This is a genomic window from Microbacterium rhizosphaerae (genome assembly GCF_034120055.1).
Lineage (GTDB): Bacteria > Actinomycetota > Actinomycetes > Actinomycetales > Microbacteriaceae > Microbacterium > Microbacterium rhizosphaerae.
Genome location: NZ_CP139368.1, coordinates 2,845,096 through 2,860,784, shown reverse-complemented (window position 1 = coordinate 2,860,784; position 15,689 = coordinate 2,845,096). Strand labels below are relative to the sequence as shown.

Below are 15,689 nucleotides of genomic sequence, written 5' to 3'. Positions count from 1 at the left end.
GCGACATGATGGTCGCGCCTCAACGGCGGCGCAGCCGGCGTTGGAGCTCGCCGGCTGCCGCCTGGATGAGAGGGGCCATGGATGCGGCATCCTGCGCGGATTCCTCGGGCCACGTGACCGCGAGCGCCGCCAGCGGCCAGCCGGTGTGATCGCGCACCGCCACGCCGACCGAGCGGAGGCCGAGAGTCACCTCGCCGTCCTCGCTCGCGAACCCGTCGGCGCGCACCTGACGCAGCACCTCGCGCAGGTCGCTCGGGCGATTCGGGCCGCGACCCGTGCGATCGGCGAAGGCCGAGGCATCCGGGTAGAGCGCCCGCACCTGCTCGCGGGGGAGGGCCGCGAGCATCGCCCGCCCGGTCGCCGTGAGGTGCGCGGGAAGGCGCACGCCGACGTCGGTGACGAGGGCGGGGCGCCTCGGCGCACGCTCCTCCACGACGTACAGCACGTCGCGCCCGGTCATGACCGCGAGGTGCGCGCTCTCTCCGGACCGGTCGGCGAGGGCGGCGATCAGGGTGCGGCCGAGGCGGGCGATCGGCTGCTGCCGCGAGTACCCGCCGGCGAGCTCGAACGCGGCGGTCCCGAGACCCCACCGGCGGTCCTCGGGGAGGTGGACGACGAAGCCGTGCTGCTGCATCGAGCCGAGCAGGTGGTAGACGCTGGAGCGCGGAATCCCGAGGCTCGCCGCCATGGTCGCGGCCGCGACGGGGCCGGGCTGGCGGGCGAGATAGGCGAGGATGCGCAGCGTCTGATCCGCCGCGGGGACCTGGGGGGAGTTGTCTGGCATGGCAGACACAGGATGCCACGAACCTCTCGCGCCCGGTAGTGGCGCGGTGTGGAATCGCCTTATGACTTCCGCCCCCGTTCTCCGTACCGTCCTCGTGGGTGCCGCACCGCTCAGTCCCGCCGACGTCGTCGCCGTCGCACGCCGCGGCGCCGAGATCGAGATCGCCGGCAGCGCGCTGGAGAAGGTCGCCGCATCCCGCGCCCTCGTCGACCGACTCGCCGACGACCCCCACCCGCACTACGGCATCTCCACCGGCTTCGGCGCGCTCGCCACGAAATTCATCCCCCTCGAGCGCCGCATGCAGCTGCAGGCCAGCCTCATCCGCTCGCACGCGTCGGGCACGGGCGCCGAGGTGGAGCGCGAGGTCGTGCGTGCGCTTCAGCTGCTGCGTCTGCAGACCCTCGCCACCGGTCACACGGGCGTGCGCCCGATCGTCGTCGAGACGTACGCGGCCATGCTGAACGCCGGCATCACGCCGATCGTGCGCGAGTACGGCTCGCTCGGATGCTCGGGCGACCTCGCCCCCCTCGCCCATGTCGCGCTCGCGGCGATGGGGGAGGGTCGCGTCCGAGACGCGGCGGGCGTCGAGATGGATGCGGCGCAGGCCCTGGCCGCCGCATCCATCGCCCCCCTGGAACTGCGCGAGAAGGAGGGTCTCGCCCTCATCAACGGCACGGACGGGATGCTCGGCATGCTGCTGCTCGCCCTGCACGATCTGGGCATCCTGCTCGACACCGCCGACCTGTCCGCCGCGCTGTCGGTGGAGAGCCAGCTGGGCACCGACGCCGTGTTCGCGGCGGACCTGCAGCTGCTGCGCCCCCAGGTCGGCCAGGCCGAGTCGGCCGCGAACCTGCGGGCCTTCCTCGCGGACTCGCCCATGGTCGCGAGCCACCGCGGCCCGGAGGACGGCCGCGTGCAGGACGCCTACTCGCTGCGCTGCTCGCCGCAGGTGCACGGCGCCGCCCGCGACACGATGGCCCACGCGGCCCTCATCGCCGGGCGCGAGCTGGCCGCCGCGGTCGACAACCCCGTACTCACCGACGACGGCCGCGTCGAGTCCAACGGCAATTTCCACGGCGCACCGGTCGCGTACGTCCTCGATTTCCTCGCGATCGCGGTCGCCGACGTCGCCTCGGTGTCCGAGCGCCGCACGGACCGCGCTCTGGACCCGGCCCGCAGCCACGGTCTCCCGCCGTTCCTCGCGCACGAGGTCGGCGTCGACTCGGGCCTCATGATCGCGCAGTACGCCGCCGCCGGGATCGTCTCGGAGCTCAAGCGCCTGGCGGTCCCGGCATCCGTCGACTCGATCCCGTCGTCCGCGATGCAGGAGGACCACGTGTCGATGGGGTGGGCCGCCGCCCGCAAGCTCCGCCGCGCGATCGACGGGCTCTCCCGCGTGCTCGCGGTGGAGGTCGTCACGGGATGCCGCGCCCTGGACCTGCGCGCACCGCTGCAGCCCGGCCCCGTGACGAGCGCCGTGCGCGCCCTCGTCCGCACCGAGGTCGAGGGCCCCGGCCCCGACCGCTTCCTCTCGCCCGACATCGAGGCCGTGACGGCCCTGGTGATCTCGGGCGCCCTCGCCCGCACGGCGCTCGCCGCCGCTACGAAGGAGTGAACACGATGACCACCGACATCCGCACCATCCGCGCGCCGCGCGGCACTGAGCGCACCGCGAAGAGCTGGGGCGCCGAGGCCGCGAAGCGCATGCTCATGAACAACCTCGACCCGGAGGTGGCAGAGCACCCGGAGGATCTCGTCGTCTACGGCGGCACCGGGCGCGCGGCCCGCAGCTGGCAGGCGTTCGACGCCATCATCCGCACGCTCGACGAGCTCGAGCCGGACGAGACGCTGCTCGTGCAGTCCGGCAAGCCGGTCGGCGTGTTCCGCACGCACGAGTGGGCGCCGCGCGTGCTCATCGCCAACTCGAACCTCGTCGGCGACTGGGCGACCTGGCCCGAATTCCGCCGCCTCGAGGACCTCGGCCTCACGATGTACGGCCAGATGACCGCCGGCTCGTGGATCTACATCGGCTCGCAGGGCATCCTGCAGGGCACGTACGAGACCTTCGCCGCGGTCGCCCGTTCGCTCGGTCGCGACTCGCTGAAGGGCACGCTCAGCCTCACCGCCGGAGCGGGCGGCATGGGCGGCGCGCAGCCGCTGGCCGTCACGCTCAACGACGGTGCGGTGCTCATCGTCGACGTCGACGAGTCGCGTCTGGCCCGTCGCGTCGAGCACGGCTACCTCGACGAGTACACGACCGACCTCGACACCGCGATCGCGCGTGCCGTGGCCGCCAAGGAGGCCGGCCAGGCTCACTCGGTGGGCGTGGTCGGCAACGCGGCGGAGATCTTCCCCGAGCTCCTGCGCCGGGGCGTGCCGATCGACATCGTGACCGACCAGACGAGCGCGCACGACCCGCTCGCCTACCTGCCCCTCGGCATCGCGTTCGAGGAGTGGAAGGATGCGGCCGCCGCCGACCCCGAGGGCTTCACCGAGAAGGCCCGCACGAGCATGGCCGCGCACGTCGAGGCCATGGTCGGATTCATGGATGCCGGTGCCGCCGTGTTCGACTACGGCAACTCCATCCGGGCCGAGGCGCAGCTGGGCGGCTACGACCGCGCGTTCGCATTCCCGGGCTTCGTGCCCGCGTACATCCGCCCGCAGTTCGAGTCGGGCCGCGGCCCGTTCCGCTGGGTGGCGCTGTCCGGCGACCCGGAGGACATCCGCAAGACCGACCGCGCCGTCGCCGAGCTCTTCCCCGAGGACGCGTCGCTGCACCGCTGGCTCGAGAAGGCCGGCGAGGCCGTGCACTTCGAGGGGCTGCCCGCCCGCATCTGCTGGCTCGGCTACAAGGAGCGGCACCTCGCCGGTCTGAAGTTCAACGAGATGGTGGCCTCCGGCGAGCTCACGGGACCCATCGTCATCGGCCGCGACCACCTCGACTCGGGCTCGGTCGCCTCGCCGTACCGCGAGACCGAGGCGATGAAGGACGGCTCCGACGCGATCGCCGACTGGCCGCTCCTGAACGCGCTGCTGAACACCGCGTCGGGCGCCTCCTGGGTCTCGATCCACCACGGCGGCGGTGTCGGCATCGGCCGCTCCATCCACGCCGGCCAGGTCACCGTCGCCGACGGCTCGGCGCTGGCCGCCGAGAAGATCGAGCGCGTGCTGACGAACGACCCCGGCACGGGTGTCATGCGCCACGTCGACGCCGGCTACGAGCACGCGAAGGATGTCGCCCGCGAGCGCGGCCTGAAGATCCCGATGCTGGACGCCTGACGTGGGCGTCCGCGCGAGGCTCGACGAGATCGGCGACATCGGGCGAGACCCGGTGCGGGGCGGCTACTCGCGGCACCTGCTGGATGACGCCGACCTCGCCCTGCGCGACTGGTTCCGCCGGTCGGCCGAGTCGCTCGGGCTCTTCGTCGAGCAGGACGGCAACGCCAACCTGTGGGCATGGTGGGGCGAGCCGGGAATGGATGCCGTGGCCACCGGCAGCCACCTCGACTCCGTGCCCGGCGGCGGCGCCTACGACGGGCCGCTCGGGGTGGCCTCCGCTCTGGAGGCCGTGGCGCGGCTGCAGGCGGAGGGCTTCCGCCCGACCCGCCCGATCGCCGTGGTGGTCTTCGCCGAGGAGGAGGGGAGCCGCTTCGGCCTGCCCTGCCTCGGATCCCGGCTCATGGTCGGTGCGTCCGATCCGGCCGACGTGCGCGCCCGCGCGGACCGCGAGGGCGTGACGTTCGACCAGGCGTGGACGGCCGCGGGCCTCGATCCCTCGACCATCGGACCCGACCCCGAGCGCCTCGGACGCCTCGGGGCGTTCATCGAGCTGCACGTCGAGCAGGGCGTCGATCTGGAGGATCGCGGGATGCCGCTGGCCACGGCATCCGCGATCATCCCGCATGGCCGCTGGCGGCTGACGGTCGACGGCGAGGGCAACCACGCCGGCACCACACCCATGGTCGCGCGCCACGACCCGATCGTCGCCCTCGCGGAGGTCGTGCTGGCGGCGCGCGACACCGCCGTCGCCGCAGGCCGGGGCGCCCGCGCGACCGTCGGCCGTCTCGCCGTCACGCCGAACGGCACCAACGTCATCGCGTCGCGCGCCGAGGCGTGGCTCGACATCCGCGCAGGCGCCGACGACGACGTCCGCACCCTTCTCGCCGACACTCTCGCACGGGCCGAGGAGCTCGTCGCCGCGGAAGGCTGCACGCTGACCGTGGCCGAGGAGTCGTTCTCGTCGATCGTCGCCTTCGACGCGGGCCTGACGGAGCGCATCGGCGGCATCCTCGGCGGAGTGCCCGCCATCCCGACCGGCGCCGGACACGATGCGGGCATCCTCGCCCCCTCCGTGCCGACCGCGATGATCTTCGTGCGGAACCCGACGGGTGTCTCTCACGCGCCGGGGGAAGGCGCCCGCGACGAGGACTGCGAGGCGGGAGCGGCCGCGCTCGCCGACACCCTGCGAGAGCTGGCCTCATGACGTCGTTCCACTGCGGGCTCGCACGCGTCGCCTCCGAGACCGGTGGCCGCTTCGAGCAGGGCGTCCGCGTCGAGACCGACGGCGGACTCATCACGGGCATCGACCTCGGCACCACCGCCCAGCCGGGCGACCACAGTCTGGTCGCCGTCGTCCCCGGCTTCGTCGACGCGCACTCGCACGCGTTCCACCGCAGCCTCCGCGGCCGCACGCACGCCGACGGCGGCGACTTCTGGCAGTGGCGCAGGCGCATGTACGCCCAGGCTGCGGCGCTCACGCCGAGCGGCTACCGCGAGCTCGCGACGCGGGTGTTCAGCGAGATGCGGGATGCGGGCTACACCTCGGTGAGCGAGTTCCACTACGTGCACCACCAGGTCGACGGCACACCGTATGCCGCGCACGACATGGAGGTGGCGCTCGCGGATGCCGCCGACGCCGTCGGCATCCGGCTGCTGCTCCTCGACACGCTGTACCTGCGCGGCGGGGTCGGCGTGCCGCTCGCACCCGAGCAGCGGCGGTTCGGCGATGCCGATGCGGACGCGTGGCTGCGGCGGTGGCACTCCCTGCGCGACGCGCTCGCGTCGTACCCGCTCGTGACCCTCGGCGCGGCCGTGCACTCGGTTCGCGCGGTCGAGCCGGCCGACCTGTCCGCGGTCGCGACCGGCCTCCCGCAGGACGTGCCGCTGCATGTGCACGTCTCGGAGCAGCCGGCGGAGAACGAGCAGTGCCTGGCGGCCTACGGCGTCTCCCCGACGGCGCTGCTGGCGCAGCACGGTCTCGTCACCGACCGGCTTCACGCCGTCCACGCGACGCACCTCACCGACGCGGACATCCGCCTGCTCGGCGACGCGGGTGCGACCGTCGTCATGTGCCCGACGACCGAGGCCGACCTCGGCGACGGCATCGGCCCGGCGCCGGAGCTGCTCGCGGCCGGCGCGCGCCTGGCGATCGGGTCCGATCAGAACGCCGTCATCGACCCCTGGGAAGAGGTCGCACGCCTCGAGCTCGACCAGCGGCTGCGCCTGCAGCGTCGCGGCGTCTTCTCTCCTGCGCAGCTGTGGCGCGCGGGATCCGGAACGGAGGGACTCCGCGTCGGAGCGCCGTTCGACGCCGTCGAGCTCGGTCTCGGTTCCGTGCGCGTGCGCGGCGCGGACATCGACCAGCTTCCCCTCGTCGCCCGCGCGGGCGACGTCACCGCGACGATCGTGGCCGGCCGTGTCACGCGCCCCGAGGAGTGACATCATGCTGATCACGAACATCGGCGAGCTGACGACGAACGTGCCGTCCGGCGACGACCGGCTCGGCACCGTGACGGATGCCGCCGTGGTGATCGAGGGCGAGCGCATCGCGTGGGTGGGAGCGGCGGCTGACGCCCCGAAGCACGCCGAGGTCCTCGATGCCCGGGGGCGCGCCGTCATCCCGGGCTTCGTCGACAGCCACGCGCACCTCGTCTTCGCGGGAGACCGCGCCGACGAGTTCGAGGCGCGGATGTCGGGGGTGCCCTATGCCGCGGGAGGCATACGCCGCACCGTCGCCGCGACGCGTGCCGCCTCAGACGACGCATTGCGCCGCAACCTGCGCCGGCTCGTCGACGAGTGCGCCCGCCAGGGCACGACGACGATCGAGGTCAAGACCGGCTACGGACTCACGGTGCACGACGAGGCCCGAGCCGCCCGGCTCGCCGCGGAGGTCACGCCCGAGGTCACGTTCCTGGGCGCGCACGTCGTGCCCACCGAGTACGCCGAGGCCCGCGAGGACTACCTGGATCTCGTGACGGGACCGATGCTGCGCGCCGTCGCGCCGCACGCCAAGTACATCGACGTGTTCTGCGAGACCGGCGCGTTCAGCCCGGCCGAAGCGCGCAGAGTCCTCGCCGCCGGCATCGAGCACGGGCTCGTGCCGCGCCTGCACGGCAACCAGCTCGGGCCCGGCGAGGGGGTGCAGGTGGCCGTGCAGATGGGGGCGGCATCCGTCGACCACTGCACCTACCTGAGCGAGGACGACGTGGCCGCCCTCGCCGGGTCGCACACGGTCGCGACGCTCCTGCCCGGAGTGGAGTTCTCCACGCGTTCGCCGTACCCCGACGCGCGCCGTCTCCTCGACGCCGGGGCGACCGTCGCGATCGCCAGCGACTGCAATCCCGGGTCGTGCTTCACGAGCTCGATGCCCCTCATGGTCGCGCTGGCGGTGCGCGAGATGCGGATGACGCCCTCCGAGGCGGTCTGGGCGGCGACCGCGGGCGGCGCCCGTGCGCTGCGGCGCGACGACATCGGGGCGATCGCCACCGGCATGCGCGCCGACCTCGTCGTGCTGGACGCGCCGACGCGCGTGCACCTGGCCTACCGGCCGGGTGTCCCGATGATCGACAGCGTCTACAAGGACGGTGTGCGGATCGCGTAGCCGAATCGGCTAGCGAGGGACGTCGAGGCTCCACTCGACCGGCTCGACGGAATCGATGGCACTCCACTCCTGCGTACCGAGGTCCCAGGCGAACCGGGCGATCGCGCACGTCGGCATACGCTGGATGCGCTCCTGCGAGAGGGCGTAGGCGAGGTCGGTGATGCCGGGATTGTGCGCGACGAGGATGACGGACGCGCTGCCCGCGGCACCGGCATCCGAAACGGCGGTGAGGAGCGTCGAGCCGGATGCGGCGTACAGCCGCCGCTGCAGGTCCACCGGCATCCCGAACTCGTCGGCGAACGCCTGCGCGGTGGTGCGGGCCCGCAGGGCCGTGGACGACACGATCACGTCGGGGGCGAATCCCTCCCCGGCCAGACGCGCGGCCATCACCGGCGCATCCCGCTCGCCGCGCTCGTTCAGGGGCCGATCGTGATCGGCGAGGCCGGGCGACGACCAGTCCGACTTCGCGTGGCGCACGAGGGCGAGCCGGATCATGGGACGTACACCCACGCCGCGTGGCCGCTGGAGAGCATCACCCGCTCGCGGCGGTAGAGCTCGACCTGGTACTCGTCGACGGCCTCGACCTCTTCTTCGGTGAGGTGCAGCACGCGTCCCGGCACCCGGTCGAGGCGGTTGCCGGTGGCGCGCACCACCGGCTTCACCGACAGGCCGGAGACGTCGGTCCCGCGCGGGTCCTCGATCTCCACGTAGTCGACCGTGTACCCCGGCAGCCAGTCCACGTCGCCGTGGACGAGGCGCCCGAAGATGTCGAGCTGCACATCCGGCTGCTGGAGGTCCCCGTACGAGAAGAGCAGCTGGTCGACTGGCGCGTCGGTCACGGGGCCAGGCTACCGCCCGCTCAGCCCGACACGCCCAGGAGGGCCTGCGCGATCGTGTAGATCCCGAGGCCCGCGATGGCGCCGACGATCGTGCCGTTGAGGCGGATGTACTGCAGGTCGCGTCCGACCATGAGCTCGATCTTCTCCGTGGTCTCCGCCGGGTCCCACCGCTCGACGGTCTCGGTGATGATGGAGGCGATGTCGTGCCGGTAGCGGTCGACGAGCAGCACCGCGGTACCGGCGACCCACGTGTCGACCCTGCTCTGGAGCGCGGCATCCGTCGCCAGCCGCTCGCCGATCTCCGCCACGGCCTCCGCCCCGCGCCGGCGCAGCCCGCTCTCGGGATCCGCGAGCGAGGTGAGCAGTCCGGCCTTGGCCGCGTTCCACGCCTCGCCCGCGAGCGCGCGCACGCGGGGGGAGTCGAAGACGGCGAGCTTGGCGTCCTCGACACGACCGATCATCGCGGGGTCGTGCTGCAGGTTGTCGGCCAGGCGCGTGAGGTAGCCGTCGATCGCGCGGCGGGCCGGATGCTGCGGGTCGGCCTGCACGGCGTGCGCGAAGGTGAGCGCCTCCTTGTACACCGTCTCGTCCACGAAGCGGTGGGCGATCGACGGAACCCACGCCGGCAGCCGGCGCGAGACGAGGCCGTCGAAGGAGGCTTTGTTGTTCTGCAGCCACGTCGTGATCGAGTCGAGGGCGAGGTCGACCGCGCCGCGGTGGGCGTCCGCCTCGACCACGCGCTCGAGCCATTCGCCGGCGGGCGGCCCCCATTCCGGCGCGATGAGGTGCTCCCGCGCGAGCCCCGCGAGGACGTCCTGCACGTCCTCGTCGCTGAGCGCGCGCAGGATGCCGGCCGCGACTCCGGATGCCTCGGCGGCGACGCGCTCCGCGTGCTCGGGCTCCCGCAGCCATTCGCCGAGCCGGCGGGCGACGGCAGTTCCCTGGATCTTCGTGCGCACGACCTCCCCGGACAGGAAGTTCGTCTCGACGAACTCGCCGAGGGTGCGCCCGATCTCGTCCTTGCGCGTCGGGATGATGGCCGTGTGCGGGATGCGGATGCCCAGCGGGTAGCGGAAGAGCGCCGTGACCGCGAACCAGTCGGCGAGGGCGCCGACCATGCCGCCCTCGGCGGCGGCCCGCACGTACGCCAGCCACGGGTAGCGGCCCTCCAGCGCGAAGGCGAAGACGAAGACGATCGAGAGCGCGATCAGGGCCCCGAGGGCGATGCCCTTCATGATCCGCAGCCCTCGCAGACGTTCGCGATCGGCAGGGCTCAGCAGGGCGGTGGGTGTGCGCGCCATGCCGTCATCCTGTCATGCGAGGTCGGCGGTACCCTGTCCCCGTGATCGAGGACATCAAGAAGCGCGCCCTGCACCGCACGGCGATCATCGAAGGCCAGGTGCGCGGGCTGGCCCGGATGATCGAGAACGAGGAGTACTGCATGGACATGATCGGGCAGTCCCGCGCGATCCAGAAGGCGCTGGACTCGCTGAACAAGCTCCTCCTCGAGAACCACCTGCGCACCCACGTCTCGCACATGTTCGAGCACGGCGGCGAACAGCGCGAGAAGGCCGTCGCCGAGCTGCTCAGGGCGTTCGACTTCGAAACGCGGTCTTAGTCGCCTCGTGCCCGGAAATCGCGGCCCGGAGCGGGTCATGTCGACACGGGCGCGGAATTCCGCCCGTGGGAGCGGTTGCATAACGATGGAAGATAAATGTTGACGACGACGACAAAGCCTTGAAGACTGGATCGCAACCTCGATGACGTGCCCGCACGACGCGAGGCTGCACCGTGCACCAGCAGTTCGACGGAGAACGAAGACACCCGCCCCCGAGGCGAGTGCAGAAGGGGTCCAAGATGACATCCGAATCCAAGGTCAACGGTTTCACCCGGCGAGGCTTCATCGGCCTGGCGGGAGCGGCCGCCGCCAGCACACTTCTCGCGGCGTGTTCCGCCGGAGGGGGGTCCTCATCCTCCGGCACGAAGCCCATCAAGTTCTGGAACATGCCGTGGGGCGCCCCGACGGCCTTCCCGCAGGAGGACAAGGCCATCGTCGCCGCGTACAAGCCCAAGAGCGGCCTGCCGGCGGTGTCGTACCAGCAGATCCAGTGGGCGAACTTCACGCAGACGTTCACCACGGCGGTGGCCGCCAACACCAACCCGTCGGTGAGCTCGGGCGGCGGCACGACGGCGTTCCTGTTCGAGAAGGAGGGCAAGATCCACTACGCCGATGACGTCATCAACAAGGTGTGGGCCTCGAACGGCATCAAGGACGACTTCCTGCCGGGACTGCTCGACACGATGAAGACCAAGAACGGCTACGCCGCTGTGCCGTACAACCTCGACATGCGGCTGTACTGGTACAACAAGCAGCTCATGGACAAGGCGGGCGCCTCGCTGCCCACCGACTGGGATTCCTTCGAGGCGGCCTGCAAGGCGCTGAAGAAGATCGGCGTGTTCGGGTACGGCACGTACTCGGGTGCAGGTGCCTTCACCGGCGGTCACACGCTCGTTGCACACATGATCAACAACGGCGGCGGTCTGTTCGACAAGGACCAGAACGTGAACGTGGTCACGGACCAGAACATCCAGGCGATGGAGTGGGTGCTCGGCCTCGTCAAGAACGGGTACGTCGACCCCCGCAGCGCCACGTACACGTCGGCGAACGCCTACTCGCAGATGAACGCCGGAGCCTTCGGCATGATCTGGGACGGCGCCGGCACGCCGGCGAACGTCAATGCCAACGTGGCCAGCCAACTGGTGGTCGGCGATCCGCTGGTCGGTCCGTCCGGGCAGAAGGGCGCGCTCTACTTCCCGAACAACATCTTCATGTTCAAGAACTCTCCGAGCATCGCTGGCTCGGAGGCGTTCCTGAATTACTACTACCAGAACATGAAGACGCTGTGGACGAAGAAGACCGGTATCGGCCTTCCCCCGCTGAAGTCGATCGCGCAGGCGGCCTACGCCGACGACCCGAGCGCGACGAAGATCATCGACACGTGGCAGCCCATCTCGAAGACGTGGGGTGCGCCGGGATCGAACACGGTGTTCTACAACGTCACCAAGGTCGACGGAACCCAGCCGATGATCGCGTTCGCACAGAGTATCCTCGGCGGCAACACGACCGCGAAGGACGCCCTGACTACGTTGCAGAAGGCGCTCGAGTCCGCGTGATCCGGCAGTCTCGCCCGGTGACGCGACCGCAAAGAGGGGAGTCGCAATGACAGCGACGAACGCCGTGGAGGGACTGAAGAGAGCAAGACGTGGAGTGGGGGTGGCCGGGCGTGGCCCGGCCACCCCCTCGCCGCGCGGGCGGCAGGGACGAACGACACTCGGTCGTTCCTGGGGGACGCTGACCGCGTTCGCCCTGCCGTCGCTGATCCTGCTCGTTCTTCTCAATCTCTTCCCCGTCATCTATGCATTCCTGCAGTCGCTGCAGAACGGCACGCCGTCGACGCTGCCGTGGGAAGCGGACTTCGTCGGCCTGCAGAACTACGTCACCGTTCTGACGTCGCCGCAGTTCTGGCAGGCCGCCGAGTTCACCCTGGTCTTCACGATCGTCGGCGTCTTCGGCTCGTGGATCGTCGGCCTCGGGCTCGCGCTCCTGCTGCGCACGCGTATCCCCGCGAACACCGTCTTCAAAGTCCTGCTCCTGCTGCCGTGGATCGTGCCGATCGTGGTCTCGTCGACAGCGTGGAACTGGCTGGTCGCCACCCCGCAGAGCCCTCTGCCGGTGCTCTTCTCGTGGTTCGGCCTGGACAACGTGAACTTCCTCGGCGATCCCCTGCTCGCTCAGATCCTGGTGTGCGTCTTCAAGGTGTGGATCAGCTTCCCGTTCATGATGATGATGATGTCGGCGGCGCTCGCGTCGGTGGACACCAACGTCTACGAGGCGGCCAGGGTGGACGGGGCGAACAGCTGGCAGACGTTCACCGGGATCACGCTGCCGATGATCTCGCGGAGCACGTACATCGCATGGATCCTCATGACGATCTTCTGCGTGAACGACTTCCCGACGATCTTCCTGCTGACCCAGGGCGGTCCGGTCAACGCGACCACCACCCTCATCGTGCTCGCGTACCAGTACGCGTTCCAGAACCTGCAGACCGGCATCGGAACCGCGATCGCGTTCATCATGACAGCCGTGCTGGTGCTGATCTCCGTGGTGCTGTACCGCCAGATCAAGAAGGTGAACATCGAATGAGCCAGATACTTCACGCTGATTCCCAGGCTCCGGTGACGCTCGGGAGGCTGGACAGCAAGAGCGGCAAGGCGGACATCTCCACGGGTCAGCGCGGCAAGTGGTGGCGCTTCCTGCTGATACTGGTCGTCACCCTCCTGATCATCGCGCCGATCATCGCCGTCGTGGTGCTCTCGACGCAGCCCAGCCAGTCGACGAGCAGCGCGACCGGGTTCACCTTGGCGAACTACGTGTTCGTCTTCACGCAGACGGACGTGCTGCTGTGGCTCCAGAACAGCATCATCGTCGCCCTCGCCACCGTCATCGTGGCGGTGGCGGTCGCGGCGCCGGCGGGCTACGTGCTGTCGCGGGTGCGCAACCGCCTCGTCTCCGGGTACTCGCTCATCCTGTTCGTCATCCAGTCGCTCCCGGTGGTCACAGCGGTCATCCCGCTGTTCATCACCTTCTCGGTCCTCGGACTGACGAACACGCTCGCGAGTGTGGCCATCGTCTACATCGGCTCGACGATGTCGGTGGCGATCTGGATGATGGCCGCCTACATCGACTCCATCCCGATCTCCCTCGAGGAGGCGGCGTGGATGGATGGCGCGAGTGTGTTCGGCTCCTTCACGCGGATCGTGATGCGCAACTCGCTGCCCGGCATCCTGTCGACGGCCATCTTCTCGTTCCTTCTGGCATGGAACGACTACCTGATCGCGCTGATCTTCCTGCAGGACCAGAGCGTGTACACGCTGCCGAAGGGCCTCGAGACGTTCTTCCAGCAGAACGCCACCGACTGGGGATCCGTGATGGCGGTGGCGGTCGTGATGATGATCCCGCCGGTCATCGTCTTCGCGTTCCTGAACAAGTACTTCAGCGTCGGCGGCATCGGCGGCTCGCTTGCCGGACGGTGAAGCCTCGGGGGCGCACGGCGGATTCCGCCGTGCGCTTCCGACGCTTCGGGCCGCCGTCGATCGGATCATCCCGGGCGACGCGTGGCCGGCGGGCTGGGACGGCGGAGTCGGCGCCTATCTGACCGACCCCGGGCCGGCGCATCGGGACCTCGCGTGGGCGCGACCGCTCCTGTCATCCCTCGCCGAGCGACTGGACGACGCCGCCTCGGCCGATGGGTCCGCGGGGTTCGCATCGCTCACGGCGACACGTCAGGACGAGCTGCTGGCGGGCGAGTCCGGGTCCGCCGGATTCGAAGCGCTGCGCCGGGTGTGCTGGGAAGGGTATTACGCGGCCGCCGACGGGCGGACGCCTGCCGGTCTCGACATGGTGGGATACCGCCCGGTCCCCCCCGGCGTGGAGACCGTCGACCCCTCGATGCCCGTCACCGTGGCGCCGCGAGAGGTGGCGGCGCGCTATGACGCCGTGATCGTCGGCAGCGGCCCCGGTGGCGGGGTGGCGGCGCAGGTGCTCACCGAGGCCGGCCGCCGGGTGCTGCTCGTGGAGCGCGCCCCGATGCTGCCGAACTCGGCGCTGCGCGGCGATCACCTGCACGGCAAGCGCAACGCGGTCTATTGGCCGAGCGCCGGCCCGGGAGCCGGGCATCCGCGTCTGATCCAGGCCGGGGACCACGACGAGGTCGTGGACGGCACCGGAGATGCCGGGCTCTACGGGCTGAACGCCGACGCCCTCGGCGGAGGCACCCGGCTGTGGCAGGGGATGTCGTGGCGCTTCCTCCCCGAGGACTTCTCGATGGCCACCGGATACGGCAACCCCGACGGTGCGAGCCTCGCGGACTGGCCGGTCGGCTACGACGAGATGGAGCCGCACTACACCCGGGCCGAGTGGGAGCTCGGCGTCGCCGGCGAGGAGGGTGCGCTCACCCGGCGTACTCCGCGGTCGGCCGGCTATCCGATGCCGGCGATGGGCACCGAGCCCGCGCGGGAGCTTCTCTCGCGCGCGGCCGAGAGGCTCGGCTGGGGGTGGGGACCGATTCCCCTCGCGATCAACAGTGTGCCGCGGGAGGGACGGGCCGCCTGCGTGCGGTGTCCGCAGTGCGTCGGCCACGCGTGTCCGGTCGATGCGAAGAACGGGGCCCACAACACCTTCATCGCGCGGGCGGTGGCCTCCGGTGGGTGCGACGTGCTCATGGATGCCGAGGTCGTCGAGGTTCGCGACGGCGCAGCCGGGGCGAGCGTGGCGATCATGGCGGATGCCTCGAGCCAGCCGGTGAGCCTGACGATCGGCGCCGACGTCGTCATCGTCGCCGCGGGCGCCGTCGAGACGCCGCGACTGCTCCTGGCGAGCGGCATCGGCAACGACCAGGTCGGACGGCATCTGCACGACCACCGCTTCACGACGGTGGTCGGCACCGTCGACGAGCCCGTGAAGCCGTTCGTCGGGCCGGGGCACTCCGTCGCGACGCTCGACCACGTCCACGCCTCGAGCATCCCGTGGGGCGGCGGCGTGCTCGTGGACCTCATGGGGCTGCTCCCGCTCACCTCGGCGATGGCCCCGGCCGACGAAGGCGTCCCGGCGTGGGGTGCGGGACACAAGCAGTGGATGCGCGAGGGCCGGGCCCATGTGTTCGGCGTGTTCGGCATGGGGCAGGAGATCCCGATGCCCTCCTCGCGGGTGACGCTCGCGAGTCAGGTGCGCGACCGCTGGGGGCGCCCGGCCGCCGCCCTGCGCAAGAACGTCCACGCGGCGTCGCGTCTCGTCGAGGACGGCATGGCGGTGCAGGCCGAGCGCTGGCTGGATGCCGCCGGCGTGCGCGGCATCCGCCGGCTGGCCGGTCCCGCCACCGCATCGGCCGCGGGCGAGCACTCGTGCGGCACGATGCGCATGGGCGATTCGCCGGAGACCTCGGCGACGGATGCCGGCGGACGGGTGCACGGTGCGCGCCGCGTCTACGTGTGCGACTCCTCGCTGCACCCGACCAACGGCTCCGTCAATCCGACGCTCACGATCGTCGCGAACGCGTTCCGGGTGTCCCAGCGCCTCGTGGAGGAGTGGCCGCGCTGAGAGTCCGCGGCTCCGCGGAGCGACCAGCCC

14 protein-coding genes are annotated in these 15,689 nt (G+C 71.0%); 10 read left to right on the top strand and 4 right to left on the bottom strand.

Annotation, left to right across the window (positions count from 1 at the left end):
* Positions 1-19: 19 nt before the first annotated feature.
* Complete coding sequence (locus SM116_RS12955; RefSeq protein ID WP_320941394.1) at positions 20-784, bottom strand: IclR family transcriptional regulator; 765 nt, start codon at positions 782-784, stop codon at positions 20-22.
* A gap of 61 nt (positions 785-845) precedes the next feature.
* Here SM116_RS12955 and hutH point away from each other — a divergent pair, with 61 nt between their 5' ends.
* From hutH to hutI, 5 genes are read left to right on the top strand one after another with little or no spacing between them, the layout of a single operon-like run.
* Entirely contained in the window at positions 846-2,399 is a 1,554-nt protein-coding gene (hutH, locus tag SM116_RS12950) for a histidine ammonia-lyase (RefSeq protein ID WP_320941393.1), read from the top strand.
* Between the two features lie 5 nt (positions 2,400-2,404).
* The gene (gene hutU / locus SM116_RS12945) at positions 2,405-4,063 is read left to right on the top strand and encodes a urocanate hydratase (RefSeq protein ID WP_320941392.1); all 1,659 of its coding nucleotides are present in this window, start codon (positions 2,405-2,407) and stop codon (positions 4,061-4,063) included.
* A gap of 1 nt (position 4,064) precedes the next feature.
* A complete protein-coding gene (locus SM116_RS12940; protein WP_320941391.1) occupies positions 4,065-5,267 on the top strand; it encodes an allantoate amidohydrolase in 1,203 nt (400 codons plus the stop codon).
* The gene (locus tag SM116_RS12935) at positions 5,264-6,502 is read left to right on the top strand and encodes a formimidoylglutamate deiminase (RefSeq protein WP_320941390.1); all 1,239 of its coding nucleotides are present in this window, start codon (positions 5,264-5,266) and stop codon (positions 6,500-6,502) included. Before SM116_RS12940 ends, SM116_RS12935 begins: the two co-directional genes overlap by 4 nt.
* A 4-nt stretch (positions 6,503-6,506) precedes the next feature.
* Positions 6,507-7,664 (top strand): imidazolonepropionase, encoded by a 1,158-nt coding sequence (gene hutI / locus SM116_RS12930; RefSeq protein WP_320941389.1) that lies wholly within the window; start codon positions 6,507-6,509, stop codon positions 7,662-7,664.
* 9 nt (positions 7,665-7,673) lie between these two features.
* Here the strand turns inward: hutI and SM116_RS12925 are convergent, their stop codons facing one another.
* From SM116_RS12925 to SM116_RS12915, 3 genes are read right to left on the bottom strand one after another with little or no spacing between them, the layout of a single operon-like run.
* Entirely contained in the window at positions 7,674-8,159 is a 486-nt protein-coding gene (locus SM116_RS12925) for a SixA phosphatase family protein (RefSeq protein ID WP_320941388.1), read from the bottom strand.
* The gene (locus SM116_RS12920; RefSeq protein ID WP_320941387.1) at positions 8,156-8,503 is read right to left on the bottom strand and encodes a gamma-glutamylcyclotransferase family protein; all 348 of its coding nucleotides are present in this window, start codon (positions 8,501-8,503) and stop codon (positions 8,156-8,158) included. Before SM116_RS12920 ends, SM116_RS12925 begins: the two co-directional genes overlap by 4 nt.
* Positions 8,504-8,523: 20 nt before the next feature.
* Positions 8,524-9,804, bottom strand: coding sequence for a DUF445 domain-containing protein (locus tag SM116_RS12915; protein WP_320941386.1), 1,281 nt, complete (start codon positions 9,802-9,804; stop codon positions 8,524-8,526).
* 41 nt (positions 9,805-9,845) lie between these two features.
* Between SM116_RS12915 and SM116_RS12910 the strand changes: the two genes are divergently transcribed.
* The 5 genes from SM116_RS12910 (at position 9,846) to SM116_RS12890 (ending at position 15,659) form a co-directional block, all read left to right on the top strand.
* Complete coding sequence (locus SM116_RS12910) at positions 9,846-10,121, top strand: metal-sensitive transcriptional regulator (protein ID WP_320941385.1); 276 nt, start codon at positions 9,846-9,848, stop codon at positions 10,119-10,121.
* A 239-nt stretch (positions 10,122-10,360) separates the two neighbouring features.
* The gene (locus SM116_RS12905) at positions 10,361-11,677 is read left to right on the top strand and encodes an ABC transporter substrate-binding protein (protein ID WP_320941384.1); all 1,317 of its coding nucleotides are present in this window, start codon (positions 10,361-10,363) and stop codon (positions 11,675-11,677) included.
* Positions 11,678-11,723: 46 nt separating this feature from the next.
* The gene (locus SM116_RS12900; RefSeq protein WP_320941383.1) at positions 11,724-12,707 is read left to right on the top strand and encodes a carbohydrate ABC transporter permease; all 984 of its coding nucleotides are present in this window, start codon (positions 11,724-11,726) and stop codon (positions 12,705-12,707) included.
* Positions 12,704-13,597, top strand: coding sequence for a carbohydrate ABC transporter permease (locus SM116_RS12895; protein ID WP_320941382.1), 894 nt, complete (start codon positions 12,704-12,706; stop codon positions 13,595-13,597). The genes SM116_RS12900 and SM116_RS12895 overlap by 4 nt, the downstream gene beginning before the upstream one ends.
* Complete coding sequence (locus tag SM116_RS12890) at positions 13,584-15,659, top strand: GMC oxidoreductase (RefSeq protein WP_320941381.1); 2,076 nt, start codon at positions 13,584-13,586, stop codon at positions 15,657-15,659. The genes SM116_RS12895 and SM116_RS12890 overlap by 14 nt, the downstream gene beginning before the upstream one ends.
* Positions 15,660-15,689 lie beyond the last annotated feature (30 nt).